The organism is Bergeyella cardium (assembly GCF_003614945.1).
Taxonomy (GTDB): domain Bacteria; phylum Bacteroidota; class Bacteroidia; order Flavobacteriales; family Weeksellaceae; genus Bergeyella_A; species Bergeyella_A cardium.
Window position 1 is genome coordinate 1112556 of record NZ_QYCZ01000001.1, and the last position, 15592, is coordinate 1128147.

Sequence of the window (15592 nt, forward strand, 5' to 3'; positions counted from 1 at the left end):
CTTTAACAGATGCGTCGGTTTCAGTATTTCCTGCTCGTCATCCTCCTTGTCTTCGGTGGTTTTGCAGTTTTCAAACATTATAATACCGCTGGGGAGATTCATATTTTTGTTGTACAAAAGGAAATCCCTTATCCATTAGAAAAGGTTTATCCTCAGTTTAGCAACTTCCAAAATTTCACGAGGTGGAACCGCTATTTCTCAGATGAAAAGAATCTTGGGATAGACTATTTTCAACCTTATGAAGGCGTGGAGAGCTCTATCTACTTTAAAACAGAAAAAGGAAAACGAAACGGGGAAATGTACATCCGTGCTGAGAAACCTTATGAGCTTTTAAAGTATGAACTCTTTGATACCAATACCTCTAAACCTTACCTTATTACAGTAAGATTTACAGAAACACCATCTGGGAACACAAAAATAGTATGGAGGATACGAACCCCAAAACGAACCCTAATTGAAAAGTATTCTGACTTCTGGGAAGATAAAACCAGCATCATCTACCTCGATAAAAGCCTGAAGAATCTGACAGATATACTGGCAAATAAGGTAGATAGAGACAGACAAATCAATACAATAAAATACGATAGTATTATTGTAGAACAAGGTAAGGAAGGTGTATTGCTCGGCATTAATTCTGGTGCGAAAAATAAGAAGGAAGAGCTCTTCCCATCCATAGTGAAAGACTATAATAAGGTCTATAATTTCGTAACCACCGACCTTGAAAAGCGAGAAGACGAGGTGGGATTTCCCGTGCTCATAGCCTCTACCGACAACTTCCACCAGAAAGAGGTTTCGTACTACTTGGGAATCCCTGTATCCCAAAAGGTAGAGGTGAATGATAACAATTTCAGCTTTAGAAATATGAAGGATGAAAAGCTTTACTCGATATTCTACAAAGGAAAGTACGAAAACCGAAAGCCAAGCATAGATAAACTCCTCCAAAAAGCGAAAATGGACAACCTGAGACACGGCAATATAATGGAGACCTTTATCTCCCACCCCGAAGAAGACAAAGATGTGATGATAAAATTCTCAATTCCTGTTTTCAGGTAGGTGGATTTCCTTCTTGGGAATGTTGCTAAACTCGTAAGAGACATCACTTATATAAAGAACCTCCTTCTCATCATCGAGAGGGAGGTTTCTTATGATAAAATAAGCCTGTTTTTAATCTTGGGCTTCGTTGTTTTGCTTCTTAGCCTTAACTGATGAATCCTCAATTGCTTTACTTTCCTCCTTTCCTTTCAGGTATTCTGGGAGGCTAAGCCCTGCCATATTAAATAAATCATTGAGCGGAGGTACGGTCTTCATCATTCCAGAGACGAAGTTCGCAGTGGAAGTATTTCCATCGGCATTGGTTCCGCTATCCCAAACCGTAACCTTATCAATCTTAATGTTTTTAACAGCTTCCACTTGGGTTTTAACAAGCTCTGGCAATTTCTCGATGAGCAATAACTGGAATGCGGAATTGGTATCACCACCCGCAGCTTTTACCACTTGGTCGTACCCCTCAGCCTGTTTGGTAAGGATTTCAAGGAGACCTTTTGCTTCGGCTTCCATCTTGAGGTAGATAGCATCCGCCTCACCTTTGGCTTTGAGCCTGATCTTCTCGGCTTCGGCTTCAGCGTCTATAATGGCTTTCTGCTTGGAGATTTCAGCAGGCACCACGATATTGGCATTCTGTGTAGAGCGCTCTCTTTCGGCTCTTGCGGTTTCTGCTTTTTCCTCTGCGAGGTAAGATTCTTCCAGAGCTCTTGCTGCTTGTACCTTCTCGGCGGTAATGGCTATTTTAAGGGCTTCGGCTTCTTTCTCTCTCCTTTGAGCATCGGAATTGGCAATGGTAATTTTTGCCTCGTTCTCCCCTTTTACAGCCAGGGAATTGGCAAGGGAAGTCGCAATCCTTGATTCCTTCTCTGCCTCTGCCTTACCGATGGACTCGTCCTTAGCCGCAGAAGCAATGCTAATCTCTCTATCCTTTTGAGTGATGGCGATTTTTACATCCCTATCCCTATTGGTTTCTGCGATTTGTACATCTTTTTCTCTATCGGCTTCGGCTTTCCCTGTCTCCCCTATTTTCTCCTGCTCGGCTACGGAAATCTTAGCTTCGTTGATAGCCTTAGCAGCTGCCTCTTTACCAAGTGCCTCGATATAGCCTGACTCATCTTTAATATCGGTTACATTCACATTAATGAGCTTTAAACCAATTTTTTTGAGCTCTGTATCTACATTCTTCGAGATATTGTCGAGGAACTTATCTCGGTCGGAATTAATTTCCTCAATCGTCATCGTAGCGATAACCAAACGAAGCTGCCCAAAAAGGATATCCTTGGAAAGCTCTTGAATTTGGTCAGGAGTAAGCCCCAAAAGCCTCTCAGCAGCATTGCCCATAGTATCTGCCTCCGTAGAAATTGCGATAGTAAAGCGGCACGGAACATCTACACGGATATTCTGACGAGAAAGTGCATTGGTGAGATTTGCCTCAATGGAGATGGGTTTCAAATCCAAATACGCAAAATCTTGAATAACGGGCCACACGAATGCGCCCCCACCGTGGATACACTTGGCAGAACTACCACCTGTTTTCCCATAAATAACTAAAATCTTATCCGATGGACATCTTTTATACCTTGAAACCAAGGATACAAAAGTTACAAACAGCACGAATACAAGTGCTAAAATTAGAATGAATACTGGCATATTGTGAAATAATTAATGATTGATTTATATTTTTTCTACTACTAAGATTTCATCTTCTATTTCTACTACTTTTACAAACTCACCAGAGGAAATATCTTCTCCTGAACGGGTAATAGCATAGAGCTCGTGATGAGTGCCCTTTAATGAGATGAGAACTTTTCCTTTAGCTGCATTGTGGGCAGGGATTTTAAGATAAACCTCTCCTACTTTGCCTTTTAAAGCGGATATATTGAAAGTATTGTCTTCCGAGAGTTTTAAAATCTGCTTTAGGATGAAGAAAAACAACAGCACAAAACCTATACCTACCGCTCCTGCGAGAAGGCTTAGGAGAATCTTATTCTCAAAGGTTGGATAGAAGGCAATACCTGTCCAGCTAAACCCTAAAAGGAAATTTACCAAATTCCTAAGAGAAAAAAGCTGAAATGGCGCATCTGTACCATCGAAATCTCCATCAAAATCAGTATCTATACCGTCTGAACTATCGCTCCCAATGAAAGTAAGCACCATCTGAACAACAAACACCAAACTACTCCCCAAAGCGATATACCAAAAAGCCTGATGTAACGCATCTAAATGATCTAAAAACTGAAACATATCCCTATTTTTAAATGCCTAAATATAGAGTTTTTTGGGGATATGGGCAATTTATAGCAAGGTGATCTTTATAAAATTTTTCTTTCTATTAGAGGAGAGAGAATTACATTATTAATCTTTTTAGTATAGGAATTTTACTCAAAGAAATAATAATAACTGTGGAAATAAAAAGTGTAAATAATGAACACAAAAATATAAATAATAAAATGCTGATAGAAACTGATTCTATATAAACATATGAATATAGTATCTTATACACATAATGTAAGACAACTACATGAATAAAATAAATCCCAAAAGAATAATGCTCTATTAACTTTACTAATTTTAACATTTTTGGCTGCCAATATTTCATCAATAAGAAAAGGCTTGTGGACATTATTGCCACATTAAAAGTTTGATAAAGGGTATAACCGGTATAAAATCTATTTTCTAAATGAGATAAATAATAAGTCATTAAAAAAGTAAATATGACAACCAGAAAATAGATAATTGCGTGTATGTATGTATGTATGTAAAACCAAACTTACTCAAGTAATAACCTAATATTAAATAAAAAATATAACCATCAAAATTTATAAAACTAATAGTTATTTGACTAATTCCATATTGCCTTGCCAGCATAACGATAAAACTAACTACAAGTAAATATTCCAAAGACCTCTTAGATGCTGTAACAGTAAATTTTCTCAAAATTGGAATAAAAGCATACAGCCCAATAATCATATACAAATACCAAAGATGATATGCACTACCATTTAATAAATTATTGATAAATACTTTAAGCAATTCTATATCAAAACTTAATAAGCGATCTTTATAATACCAACAAGTATAAATTAAACTCCAAAAAATAAAGGGAATAAAAATTCTATTCAGTCTTTTAGTAATAAATAGTTTAACAGACTCATCTTTTCCCAAGAGTAATGCTCCAGAAATCATAATAAATACAGGCACACAAAACCTTACACTACTATTAATAAATGTAGCCAATGCCCAAGTCTCATCATTTACATTACCATAATCCATAGATATAAAGCCCACCGTATGCAAAACAATAACAGCAATAGTTGCTATTACTCTTAGGTAAGAAATATAATCTTTTTGATTATTCATTGGCTCTAATACTCTTTATTTTATAATGTTTAGATACAGATATGTTAATATAATGCTTTGTATCATCTGTAATATCTTTAAATAGAATAGTTCTTGGCTCTTCTTTTATTGGAGGGACAATACATTCATCACAAGTTTTTACTAGTTCTTTTCTTGCTTCTAATTGCTCTTTATATCTTCTAACTTTTCCAGAGAAAATATCAGAATAAATAAGTTGGAGGTTACTCTCAATCTGGAAAGAATTTTTAGGTATAAATAAATAAGCAGCTAATACCCCTGTCCCAATAATAAAATACTGCAACTTTGAAATTCTATGATTATAAGTCTCATAAAAAAGGTAGGATAGTATAAACACAAAAATCATTGAAAAGAATATTAACAGATTCTCTACGCGAGGAGGTGGGTAGTAGGTTAGCTTATAAATCGTAATGAATGAACCTATAAAAAGTAAAGCATTATAAAATAAAAATATAAATAAAGGATTTCTAAGATTCTTATGAAGCCTAATCTTAAGTTCTGTAACCCTAAAAAGAAGGAGAAAAAGAATAAAAGCAAAAATGAGATATCTGAGATTAATAGCTAAAATCTTTCTTAAAGCCATTATAAAAACATCTAAAAGAGATAAATCAGCCTCTTTTATCGTAGCTCTTGCAGCATTACCTGGACTCAGAGCTATAAATAGAACAATACAGGCAATCCAACTCGTTAACAAGAAATAGTACCTGCTAATCTTTTTATTCTCCACAAAATAAGCTAGCATAAAAAAGAAAGTAATAATCCCTGAAAATGCGATTAGTAATTCACTACAACCACCTATTATAAAAATACAAAATACCCCAAAAAAGAAATTTTTCAGCAGACTTTTATGTTTATAAATCCTTAGCAAACAAGACAAATAAAAAATGAATACAATAGATGGCAAGAAATAAGTAGCACTCCCCGCCAGCCAAAAATAATTCTCCACAAGAGAGGTTTGCAATAAGGTATAAATAGATATAATACTCAGATTTAACAAGAAGCGAATTCTATTATTTTCTACTCCTGCATCTTTCAATACTCGTAGATTTGCAAAATAAAAGAGGATAATATAAAAAATAGGATAAATCCCAAAATACTGATCAGTACCAAAGCTTAAAGGGCTTGTGATGAGGAAAGCTGTAGCCATATACCGAGAAGACCATCTATTATAAAAATCAACTTGCGTTTGTATAAATCCTTCAAAACCTTTATAAGATTCCATTCCGTAGGAAAAATCATCAGAAGAAGGATAAGTGTAAAAACTTAGATAAAACAATGGTAAGATAACGATAAGATTGATAATAAACAATACCGTTAGTTTATTTAGTTTCATTTTTTAATAATTTTTCTACAATATATCTCGGTCTTCTTTTTACTTCCATATAGATTCTACCGATGTATTCTCCGAGTATCCCGATACCAATCAACTGTACCCCACCGATAAAAAATACCGATACAATAATAGATGCATAGCCGTGTTCTTCGATGCCAAAAAAGAATTTTTCAATAATAACTTTTGTACCTAGAATAAAGGATAAAAAAGCAATAAAAGAACCAATGTATAACCATACACGAATCGGCATTGTAGAAAAAGAAGTAATCCCATCTAATGCCAGATTCCAAAGTTTGAGACCATTAAATTTAGTATTTCCAGCTACTCGTTCCTCACTGTTATATTCTATAATTGTAGAATTAAAACCTACCCAATTGAAAATCCCTTTCATAAAGAGCTGATTTTCCTTGAGCCTTAATATCTCATCTACTACTTTCCTTGTCATCAGGCGAAAATCTCCTACATTAGGCTCCAATTTTACTTTAGAAATCTTGTTATAAACCTTATAAAACTGTCCCGAGGTAAACTTTTTTAAGAATCCATCTTTCTCTCTTTGTTTTCTTTTTGCTAAAACCACATCATAGCCTTCCTCATATTTCTCTATCATTGTTTTTGTAACCATCAGTGGATGCTGTAAATCTACATCTATTGGGATGACAATATCTCCCTCTGAATGTTCCAAGCCAGCAAAGAGTGCATTCTCCTTCCCAAAATTTCTGGATAAACTAACGATTGTAATATTAGGCTGTGTATTATACAACTTCTTTAGTATTTCTCCTGTCTTATCCTTACTTCCGTCATTTACAAAAACCAGCTCATAGGAATATAGTTTATTATTAATTTCAGTATGAAAGAAATTATGAAATTCTCTATAAAAAATATCAATGGTATCCTCTTCGTTATAGACAGGAATTACAAAACTTATACGCTTCAAGATTTATTATTTTCTTATGGATGGGCAAAGATAAAACAAAAATGATTATTCAACACTCCTATTAATACCATCAACAGTAAGGTAGCCGTAGCTTAACTAATATAGATTTTTTCAGGAATTATTAAGAACACCTATTCCCCACGAATGTCGGGAATAGGTTTATTATTGTCTAAGTGCTCTCCACCCAATAAGTGCCTCATCGGCTATGGTGCATCGTTTCCATTTTGAAGGTCATACTTTCGATGACTTTCAGGATGGCTTCTACGGTGTCCATAGAGGTGAGGCAAGGGATGCCGTTTTCTACCGACATACGGCGAATTTGAAAGCCGTCGCGTTCGGATTGCTTGCCTTTGGTCGTAGTATTCACCACATACTGCACCTTTCCTTTTTGAATAAGGTCTATAAGATTGACATCTTCTTCGCTGATTTTATAACCGATTTTTGCCGTTACACCTTTCTCAGCGAAATATTTTGCTGTGCCTTCTGTAGCCCAAATTCTAAAGCCGATATTACTAAACCTCCTCGCCAGTTCTACTGCTTCGGCTTTGTCTTTATCGGAAACGGTGAAGAGGATTGCACCATAGGTTGGCACCTTTCTGCCTGCCCCTACAAGACCTTTATACAAGGCTTTTTCAAGGGTTTGGTCTTTGCCCATTACTTCACCTGTAGATTTCATTTCTGGACCGAGAGAAATGTCCACCTTTGATAATTTACTGAAACTAAACACAGGCACTTTTACATAAACACCCTCTTTATTTGGTACGAGACCGTTTTGATAACCTAAATCTTTGAGTTTTGCACCGAGAATAGCCTTTGTAGCGAGCTTTGCCATTGGTACGGCGGTGATTTTGGAGAGGAAAGGCACGGTACGGGACGAGCGCGGATTCACCTCAATGACGAATACATCCCCATCCGAAATCACATACTGAATATTCATCAGACCGATGATATTAAGACCTTTTGCTAGCCTTTGGGTATAGTCCACGAGGGTATCAATTTGCTTTTGACTGAGGTTCTGAGGTGGATAAACTGCAATGGAATCCCCCGAATGCACTCCCGCCCTCTCGATATGCTCCATAATACCTGGGATGATGGTCGTCTCTCCATCACAAATGGCATCTACCTCAACTTCCTTACCTGTAAGGTATCTGTCGATAAGCACAGGATGCTCAGGGCTTGCCTCTACGGCATTTTCCATATAGTGGGCGAGCTCGTTTTCATTATAAACGATTTCCATAGCGCGGCCACCGAGCACATAGCTCGGGCGAACGAGTACTGGGTAGCCAATCTCATTAGCAATGTGTATTGCCTCCTCTTTTGAGGTGGAAGTTTTGCCTTTGGGCTGAGGGATGGAAAGGTCTTGGAGCGCTTTCTCAAACTTGTCGCGGTTCTCGGCACGGTCAAGGTCTTCGAGGGAAGTTCCGAGAATCTTAACACCATTGGCAGAGAGCTTATCAGCGAGGTTAATCGCCGTCTGCCCACCGAACTGCACCACCACACCTTTGGGCTTTTCAAGCTCGATGATGTTCATTACATCTTCTTCGGCAAGGGGCTCAAAGTAGAGCTTATCCGATATTGAGAAATCGGTAGAAACGGTTTCTGGATTATTATTAATGATAATCGCCTCGTAGCCCATCTCCTTAATTGCCCAAACGGAATGCACAGTGGCATAGTCAAACTCCACCCCCTGACCGATGCGGATAGGCCCAGAGCCGAGCACGATAATCTTCTCCTTAGTACTGACGATGGACTCGTTTTCGTCCTCATAGGTTCCGTAGAAGTAGGGTGTTTCGGATTCGAATTCGGCAGCGCAGGTATCTACCATTTTGTAGGTAGGCATTATGCCGCTTTCTTTTCTAAATGCAAAGACCTCGTTTTGGGTAGTCTCCCAAAGGTGCGCGATATTAAGGTCGGAAAAACCGAGCTTTTTCGCTTTGAGGAGGGTGGTTTTATCAAATTTATTTTGCTTAATGGTGGTCTCAAAGTCAATCAACTTTTTAATTTTCCAGATGAAGAACTTATCAATTTTACTCCACTCGACGATTTGCTCCCAGCTGTACCCCCTTCGGAGGGCGTCTCCAATGATGAAAAGCCTCTCGTCGTCGCAGATTTTTATTCTTCTTTCAATCTCTTCATCGGTGAGGGCATCGGCTTGTTTTTTCTTTAAACCAATATGACGAATGCCTGTTTCAAGGGAGCGAATCGCCTTTTGCAGCGATTCCTCGAAGGTTCTACCAATGGCCATCACTTCACCAGTGGCTTTCATCTGAGTGGAAAGTCGGCGGTCGGCGGTTTCAAACTTATCAAATGGGAAGCGAGGGAATTTGGTTACGACATAATCCAGTGCAGGTTCAAAGCAGGCGTAGGTCTTTCCAGTAACGGGATTCATTATCTCATCGAGGGTAAGCCCAACGGCGATTTTCGCAGCGATTTTCGCGATGGGATAGCCTGTAGCCTTGCTGGCAAGGGCTGAGGAGCGGGATACTCGGGGATTTACCTCTATCACATAATAATTAAAGGAGTGAGGGTCGAGGGCGAGCTGTACATTACAACCGCCTTCTATGCCGAGCGCGCGGATGATTTTGAGAGAGGCATTGCGAAGGAGCTGATACTCCCTGTCGGAGAGGGTTTGCGAAGGCGCCACCACGATAGAATCCCCCGTATGAATGCCCACAGGGTCTATATTCTCCATATTACAAACGACGATGGCATTGTCATTAGAATCCCTCATCACCTCGTATTCTATTTCCTTGAAGCCCGCGATGGACTTCTCGATGAGGCATTGGGTAACGGGGCTGTGCTTGAGCCCGAGCTCAACGATTTCTGTTAATTCTTCTTGGTTGGAAGCTATTCCTCCCCCTGTTCCTCCCAAAGTAAAGGCAGGGCGGATGATGAGTGGATAGCCGATTTTATTAGCGAAGTCTAAGGCGCCTTCTAATGTATTGACGATTTCTGATTCTGGGACGGGCTCGCCGAGCTCGTTCATCAATTCGCGGAAGAGGTCGCGGTCTTCGGCGCGGTTGATAGCGGAGAGTTTAGTGCCGAGCACTTCTACTTTGCATTCTTCTAAAATGCCTGATTTTTCGAGCTCGACGGCCATATTAAGCCCCGTTTGTCCTCCGAGAGTGGGGAGGAGAGCGTCGGGTCTTTCTTTTCGGATGATTTGGCTTACGAACTCTAATGAAATGGGCTCGATGTAGACTTTATCGGCGATTTCTACATCGGTCATAATGGTTGCGGGGTTGGAATTAATGAGGATGACTTTGTAGCCTTCTTCTCGTAGTGAGAGGCAGGCTTGTGCGCCTGCGTAATCAAATTCTGCTGCTTGCCCGATGATGATAGGCCCGCTGCCTATTACGAGGACTGTTTTGATGTCTGTTCTTTTCATTTTACTTTTAGCCTTTGAGGGGGCGGTTTTATTTAATTTTTTTTCTTTCTCGTCAGTTGATGAGAGCCTTGTTTTTAGGATGAGCAAATATATTGATTTTAGAGATTATATTGCTTATGTTTTCTATAAAGAAAAATTACCTTGCCGTGATATAAGAAAACCCGTTAAAAATGAGATTTTAATCTATGAGTATAGAGCTCGGAAGACTTTTTAAATCTGCCACGATAGGAGACTCCAACAGATAAAAAAGGTTCTGAATAAGGTGAAAAGATAGGCTGAGCAATGAGAAAATCAAACTGTATATCCGGCTTGAAAATGTAGGCAAGCCCTAAATCGATATTATGACTGGGAGCAGAGCCATTAGAAAAAGTAGCAAAATATTCGGTGAGGAGGTTGATTCTTTTCGAGAGGGAAAAGCCGAGCTCAGTAACCATATCATAGCGAGAAAAATGGGTATCAGCACCGAAATTAGTACCCAACGAGAATCTCGGAGAGAGGGCGTGCTTGGTAACGATGAGAAAATTGGCGGTATATTTTTCGGTTTTCTGAGGCTCGTATTGTAGATTGGCAAAAAGGCTGATGGCGGGTAGCAACCCACGTTGCTCAGTAACGCCATACTTGGCCGTGAGGGTAATGGCATCTACCTCGGTGGAGGATTTCTGAAAGGAAAAATCCGCAGAAAGTTTTAGCTCTACCCCACTTCCAACGCCATAACGAAAGGCAAGATTATCGGAATATGAAGATTCACTAAAAGTAAAAGCATTCTCTATATGAAAGAGATTTTTGGGGAGGATGTAGGGGTCTTCGCTCTGGCTTGGGTTATCGGCATTAAGGAAATCCTCCTCCTGAGAAAAAGCAAGAGCAGAGAGAAATAGAAAAGAAAAAAAGAGGAGAGAGCGGAGCATATAAAATATTTATTGGGGTTCCAATTCTATAAAAGTATCATTAATAAGCCCATTGGCTCGAAGAATAGTTTTCGAGTCTTCCTGGGCAATCTGCCACTCAGCAACTGGCATATGAGTGACAATATGATATTGTAAGCTATATGTATTCAAGTACCAAAGTTGCATTTCCTCTTGCTCCATAAGAGGGTATGAAATAAAGAAAATTCCATATTCCAACTCGTGATATGTATAAAAATATCTGTCCTTAAATAAATCCAAAGGAGGGTCTGATCTAAACTGAAAAATACATTCTAAATCATTGTCTACCATATCAAAATCAGAGAATTCTATTTCTGATTTTTCATTATCTGATAAAAAATGTTTTTCTATACGGATATGCTTATTCTGAAAAAAAGGAGTAAAATCTTCCTCTTCATAATCAACATTTTCATTCTTTCCAAAAAGCCACTTTGGAATATAGAAAATAAAGAGAACTAATATAAAAAGGAGAATAACAGGAATAAAAATAAGAAATAGAGTTGGCAATATATACTTTTTTAGTATATATGACCATAGTCCTTTTTTCTCTGCATATAAGTTTATCTTAAAGTTCATATTTTTTAATAAAGGCTATTCCCTTGTAAGAAAATAGCCCCTTTGAATTACAATCTAAGTACGGTGAGGCTTTGCTCGTAGCTATGATTATCAAAATCTACCCTAAAATGCCCATCTTTTGGACCTATTCCTGTAACAATGAGGCTTACATTATAATCATTGGCTGTAGTAGTAGCTAAATAATCTAAGGAAATGTATTGGGTATAGGTGTAATCATAGACGCTAGTATCATCTTTTACCCCATTAAAAGCGATGATTTGCTTTGTTTTTTTAAGGAGGGTATTTCCTTATATAAATAAAGTGTGAGGACTACCTGGCGGTCTCCATTAGCAGAAATACTCGCAAGGGGAGTTCGGCTATTGGAGGATGTATTTCTATATATGGCAAAAATGGTATTCGCTGAAATCCTAATGAGCTCACCTGCCTGAGCAGAAAATTGGGTATTTTTATATGTAAAAGTTCCTGAAGACTCTGGTTTAATCCCTTCCCCTTTATTACCAAATATTAAATAATTAGGAGACTTACTGGCGTCACCCCCATTTCCTTCCATTGCTGTAGATGTTCTAAAATGAAGGCCATTAGCTTTATGACTCTGCAAGTTTATAGAAACACGAGACACCCCCGTACTATAAGCAAGAGTACCATCGGCTTTGGCAACAACAGCTCTTGAATAATCAGCATCACCTGTTTTATCAGGGAGTTGTCTTGCTCTAATATTCCCGTCTACATCTAAGACTTCAGTAGACTGCTCAGTATTAATGCCTACTTTACCATCATAGGGAGACTGTGCATAGAAAAAGCTACTAATTGTAGCTAAAATAAATAATAGAAATTTATCCTTCATATTTCATATACTTTTTGCAAAAATAAAATTATTTATGAAAAAATATAATCTTAAATATAAGTGATAGTGATTTATAAGGTCTATTAATCGGAATATTAATTACTACATAAAGGTAATTGATGACCTCAGTCTGTCTGAAAAAGTGCAGTTTTTAAAGGTTTGAAATCTTATGGAAAACTGTACCGTATTATTCCTATTCTCCTGAGTATATTTTTCTTTTTAAATTTTTAGATTCTCCTTCGCATTCGGCGTGAAAGAGAGTAGTTTTTAAAGGCTTGAAATCTTGTAGAAGAGAGTGTTTAAGAGGGATTTTTTTGTATTTTCCATTCTTCTTCTCATCGAGTTGGCGCTCGTATTGTGAGTAAGAGAATTCTTTTGGGAATAGTATTTCATCGATGAGCTCTATTCTAAAGTTTTCATCTAAATAGAAATTTTGTGTGGGAGCTTTTTTTAGAAATTCAAGGTCATCTTCAGAGAATGTTTCTTGTTTTTCTAATGGTTTTCCATCGAGATTTATAATACCCTTTGCCCCTATTGGAAATCGAAAAATCCCAGAGTTTTTATCATCTGCCGGCATATAGTCTATTATAAAATCATTATAACCATCCGTTTGAAATGAAAACTGGTCGGTGTATTTTACCTCACTTTTTTCGGAGTACCTCAATTCGTGAGTATTTAAGTCAGCCAAGATGAATTCTTTTGGTAGGTTTTTGCCTTTATAAGTATCCTTAGTGCTACTGAAACAATTAGGTGAAGGGTTGTAAAATGCCTGCATTTGAGACAATGAGCCACCGATATAAACGCTATCGGAAATCATTTCTTTGTCGGTAGTACTGTATTTAATTTGATACCCTGTTTTTATGTTAGGATTTTTTCGCCCAAAAACAGAAAATGGAAGCTCTGGACGGTAGGGAGTGAGCTCAATGAATTTCTGATTTTTTATCTTCTTTTTAGTTTGGATTTCTTTAAGCTCCCAAGTTCCCGTAATGAAAGTCCCAAAGCCTACGACTAAAAAAGTTTTGTCTTTTTTGAGGCAGAAATTTGTTCCTTTATCCCTATAACAGTCTATAAAATCAGGTGCATTCTTCTGTGCGAAAGTTATGCTAAATATGAATACCCCGAGTATTGAAAATAAATTTTTCATTTCAATTTTATAAATAAGGTAAGCTCTTTTTCTTAAAATCCTCCATCATTTGGATGAAGTCATCAAAGAGGTAGTTGGCATCTTCTGGACCAGGGCTTGCCTCTGGGTGATACTGAACGGAAAAACACGGATGAATCTTATGGCGTACGCCCTCATTAGTGCCATCGTTGAGTGCAATGTGGGTTTCCACAAGGTCGGTATGTTTCAAGCTCTCCTGGTCAATGGCATAACCGTGATTCTGAGAAGTGATGGAAACTTTATTAGCTTTTAAATCAAGAACGGGATGATTGCCTCCGCGATGCCCAAATTTAAGTTTAAAAGTCTTTGCACCACACGCAAGACCGATTACTTGATGCCCCATACAAATGCCGAAAATAGGGATTTTACCGAGTAGCTTTCTCACGGTTTCGTGAGCGTGAGGAACATCCTGAGGGTCGCCAGGTCCATTAGAAAGCATAATGCCATCTGGGGATATCAGCAGGATTTCTTCGGCAGTGATATTGTGGGAAACCACAGTGATGTCACAGTTTCTCTGGGAGAGCTCTCTGATAATACCGAGCTTAGCTCCGAAGTCTATCAGTACCACTTTGAAACCTCTACCAGGGTTGGCATAAGACGTTTTGGTAGAAACCCGCGCAATCTGATCCGTAGGGAAAGAAGTAGCTCTAAGTTCAGCAATAACAGTAGCATCATCCGCTTCGGATGAGACGATTTTGCCTTTAACTGCACCCTTGCTACGAAGCAATCGGGTGAGCTTGCGGGTGTCTATGCCCGAAATCCCTGAGAGGTTTTTCTTTTTGAAGAGCTCATCAAGGCTAAGCTGTGAGCGGAAGTTAGATGGCAAGTCGCAGAGCTCTTTCACAATAAGCCCTTTTATAGCAGGCTCTATACTCTCGTAATCATCTCGGTTAATCCCATAATTCCCAATAAGCGGATAGGTCATACACACGATTTGCCCACAATATGACGGGTCTGAGATGAGCTCCTGGTAGCCCGTCATCCCCGTATTAAAAACCACCTCGCCAGCCGTATCTATATCTGCACCAAAGCCCTCGCCATAGAAGACTTCTCCTGATTCTAATATGAGTTTCTTATTCATTTTTTCTTTTTATTATATTGGGATTAGTTAAATTCTACACCGATTTTCTCCAAAGCAGCCTTGATAATCGCCATACGGGCATAAACGCCATTTTCCATTTGTTTAAATATTCTGGATTTAGGACTTTCTACAAGCTCATCGGCAATTTCTACATTTCTATTGATAGGTGCCGGGTGCATAATGATAGCCGTAGGTTTCAGATGCTTCTCTCTCTCGGGAGTAAGCCCATATCTTCTGTGGTAGCTGGAGAGGGAGAGCTCCATTCGCTCATCGTGTCTCTCGTGCTGTATTCTTAGAAGGATGAGTACATCTACCTCCTTAATCAGCTGGTCGAGTTGAAGGAAAGTTCCGTTGATAATTGCCCCCTCATCAAACCAAGCAGAAGGTCCAGAGAAATAGACCTTAGCACCTAATTTTCTGAGAGCTTCAGCATCGGAATTGGCTACACGGCTGTGTTTTACATCTCCTACGATACCTACTTTAAGCCCTTCAAACTTGCCATACTCCTGATAAATTGTAAGCAAATCCAGCATACACTGAGAAGGGTGATTACCCGTACCATCACCACCATTGACAATAGCTCCATTTATAGATGATAATTCTTTATAATATTCGTTCTTTCTATGCCTGATAACAAATAATTTAACACCTATGCTCTCCAAAGTTTTTACTGTATCATAGAGGCTTTCGCCTTTATTTACAGAGCTTGTAGTAGCATCAAAAGGGATAACATCCAAACCGAGACGGCGCTCAGCAACATTAAAACTGGTTTTGGTTCTGGTACTGTCTTCAAAGAAAAGATTGGCAGCAAAGACCTGACCTTTCACTTTAAGCTCCTTACCTTTTGAAAAATCAATAGCATCATCAAGGATTTGTAGAATTTGTTCCTTAGTTAAATCTGAAATTGTAAGCATATCATTTAAGTGTTT

Annotated in this window: 13 protein-coding genes; 1 reads left to right on the plus strand and 12 read right to left on the minus strand. The window is 38.5% G+C overall.

The features are described 5' to 3' along the window. Nucleotides 1-9 precede the first annotated feature (9 nt). The gene (locus D8991_RS05095; protein ID WP_120489086.1) at nt 10-1053 is read left to right on the plus strand and encodes an SRPBCC family protein; all 1044 of its coding nucleotides are present in this window, start codon (nt 10-12) and stop codon (nt 1051-1053) included. Nucleotides 1054-1164: 111 nt separating this feature from the next. On the opposite strand, the gene D8991_RS05100 is transcribed toward D8991_RS05095, so the two are convergent. The 12 genes from D8991_RS05100 to D8991_RS05155 form a co-directional block, all read right to left on the minus strand. Next, nucleotides 1165-2694 (minus strand): flotillin family protein, encoded by a 1530-nt coding sequence (locus tag D8991_RS05100; RefSeq protein ID WP_120489087.1) that lies wholly within the window; start codon nt 2692-2694, stop codon nt 1165-1167. A gap of 24 nt (nt 2695-2718) precedes the next feature. After that, on the minus strand, nt 2719-3288 hold the full coding sequence (locus D8991_RS05105; protein ID WP_120489088.1) for an NfeD family protein: 570 nt from the start codon (nt 3286-3288) through the stop codon (nt 2719-2721). A gap of 456 nt (nt 3289-3744) precedes the next feature. Then, nucleotides 3745-4404 carry an acyltransferase gene (locus tag D8991_RS05110; RefSeq protein WP_245957179.1) on the minus strand — a complete coding sequence of 220 codons (660 nt, stop codon included), beginning with the start codon at nt 4402-4404 and terminating at the stop codon, nt 3745-3747. After that, entirely contained in the window at nt 4397-5755 is a 1359-nt protein-coding gene (locus D8991_RS05115) for a DUF6056 family protein (protein ID WP_120489089.1), read from the minus strand. The genes D8991_RS05110 and D8991_RS05115 overlap by 8 nt, the downstream gene beginning before the upstream one ends. Further along, the gene (locus D8991_RS05120; RefSeq protein WP_120489090.1) at nt 5742-6689 is read right to left on the minus strand and encodes a glycosyltransferase family 2 protein; all 948 of its coding nucleotides are present in this window, start codon (nt 6687-6689) and stop codon (nt 5742-5744) included. Before D8991_RS05120 ends, D8991_RS05115 begins: the two co-directional genes overlap by 14 nt. A 196-nt stretch (nt 6690-6885) precedes the next feature. Continuing rightward, a complete protein-coding gene (gene carB, locus D8991_RS05125; RefSeq protein WP_120489706.1) occupies nt 6886-10077 on the minus strand; it encodes a carbamoyl-phosphate synthase large subunit in 3192 nt (1063 codons plus the stop codon). Between the two features lie 164 nt (nt 10078-10241). Then, the gene (locus D8991_RS05130) at nt 10242-10982 is read right to left on the minus strand and encodes a transporter (protein ID WP_120489091.1); all 741 of its coding nucleotides are present in this window, start codon (nt 10980-10982) and stop codon (nt 10242-10244) included. Nucleotides 10983-10991: 9 nt separating this feature from the next. Beyond that, on the minus strand, nt 10992-11576 hold the full coding sequence (locus D8991_RS05135) for a hypothetical protein (RefSeq protein ID WP_120489092.1): 585 nt from the start codon (nt 11574-11576) through the stop codon (nt 10992-10994). Between the two features lie 235 nt (nt 11577-11811). Next, nucleotides 11812-12420, minus strand: a complete 609-nt coding sequence (locus D8991_RS05140) for a hypothetical protein (RefSeq protein WP_120489093.1) — start codon at nt 12418-12420, stop codon at nt 11812-11814. Between the two features lie 193 nt (nt 12421-12613). Further along, nucleotides 12614-13564 carry a hypothetical protein gene (locus D8991_RS05145; protein ID WP_120489094.1) on the minus strand — a complete coding sequence of 317 codons (951 nt, stop codon included), beginning with the start codon at nt 13562-13564 and terminating at the stop codon, nt 12614-12616. A 7-nt stretch (nt 13565-13571) separates the two neighbouring features. After that, complete coding sequence (gene carA, locus D8991_RS05150) at nt 13572-14663, minus strand: glutamine-hydrolyzing carbamoyl-phosphate synthase small subunit (protein WP_120489095.1); 1092 nt, start codon at nt 14661-14663, stop codon at nt 13572-13574. A gap of 23 nt (nt 14664-14686) precedes the next feature. Then, entirely contained in the window at nt 14687-15577 is an 891-nt protein-coding gene (locus tag D8991_RS05155; RefSeq protein WP_120489096.1) for an aspartate carbamoyltransferase catalytic subunit, read from the minus strand. Nucleotides 15578-15592 lie beyond the last annotated feature (15 nt).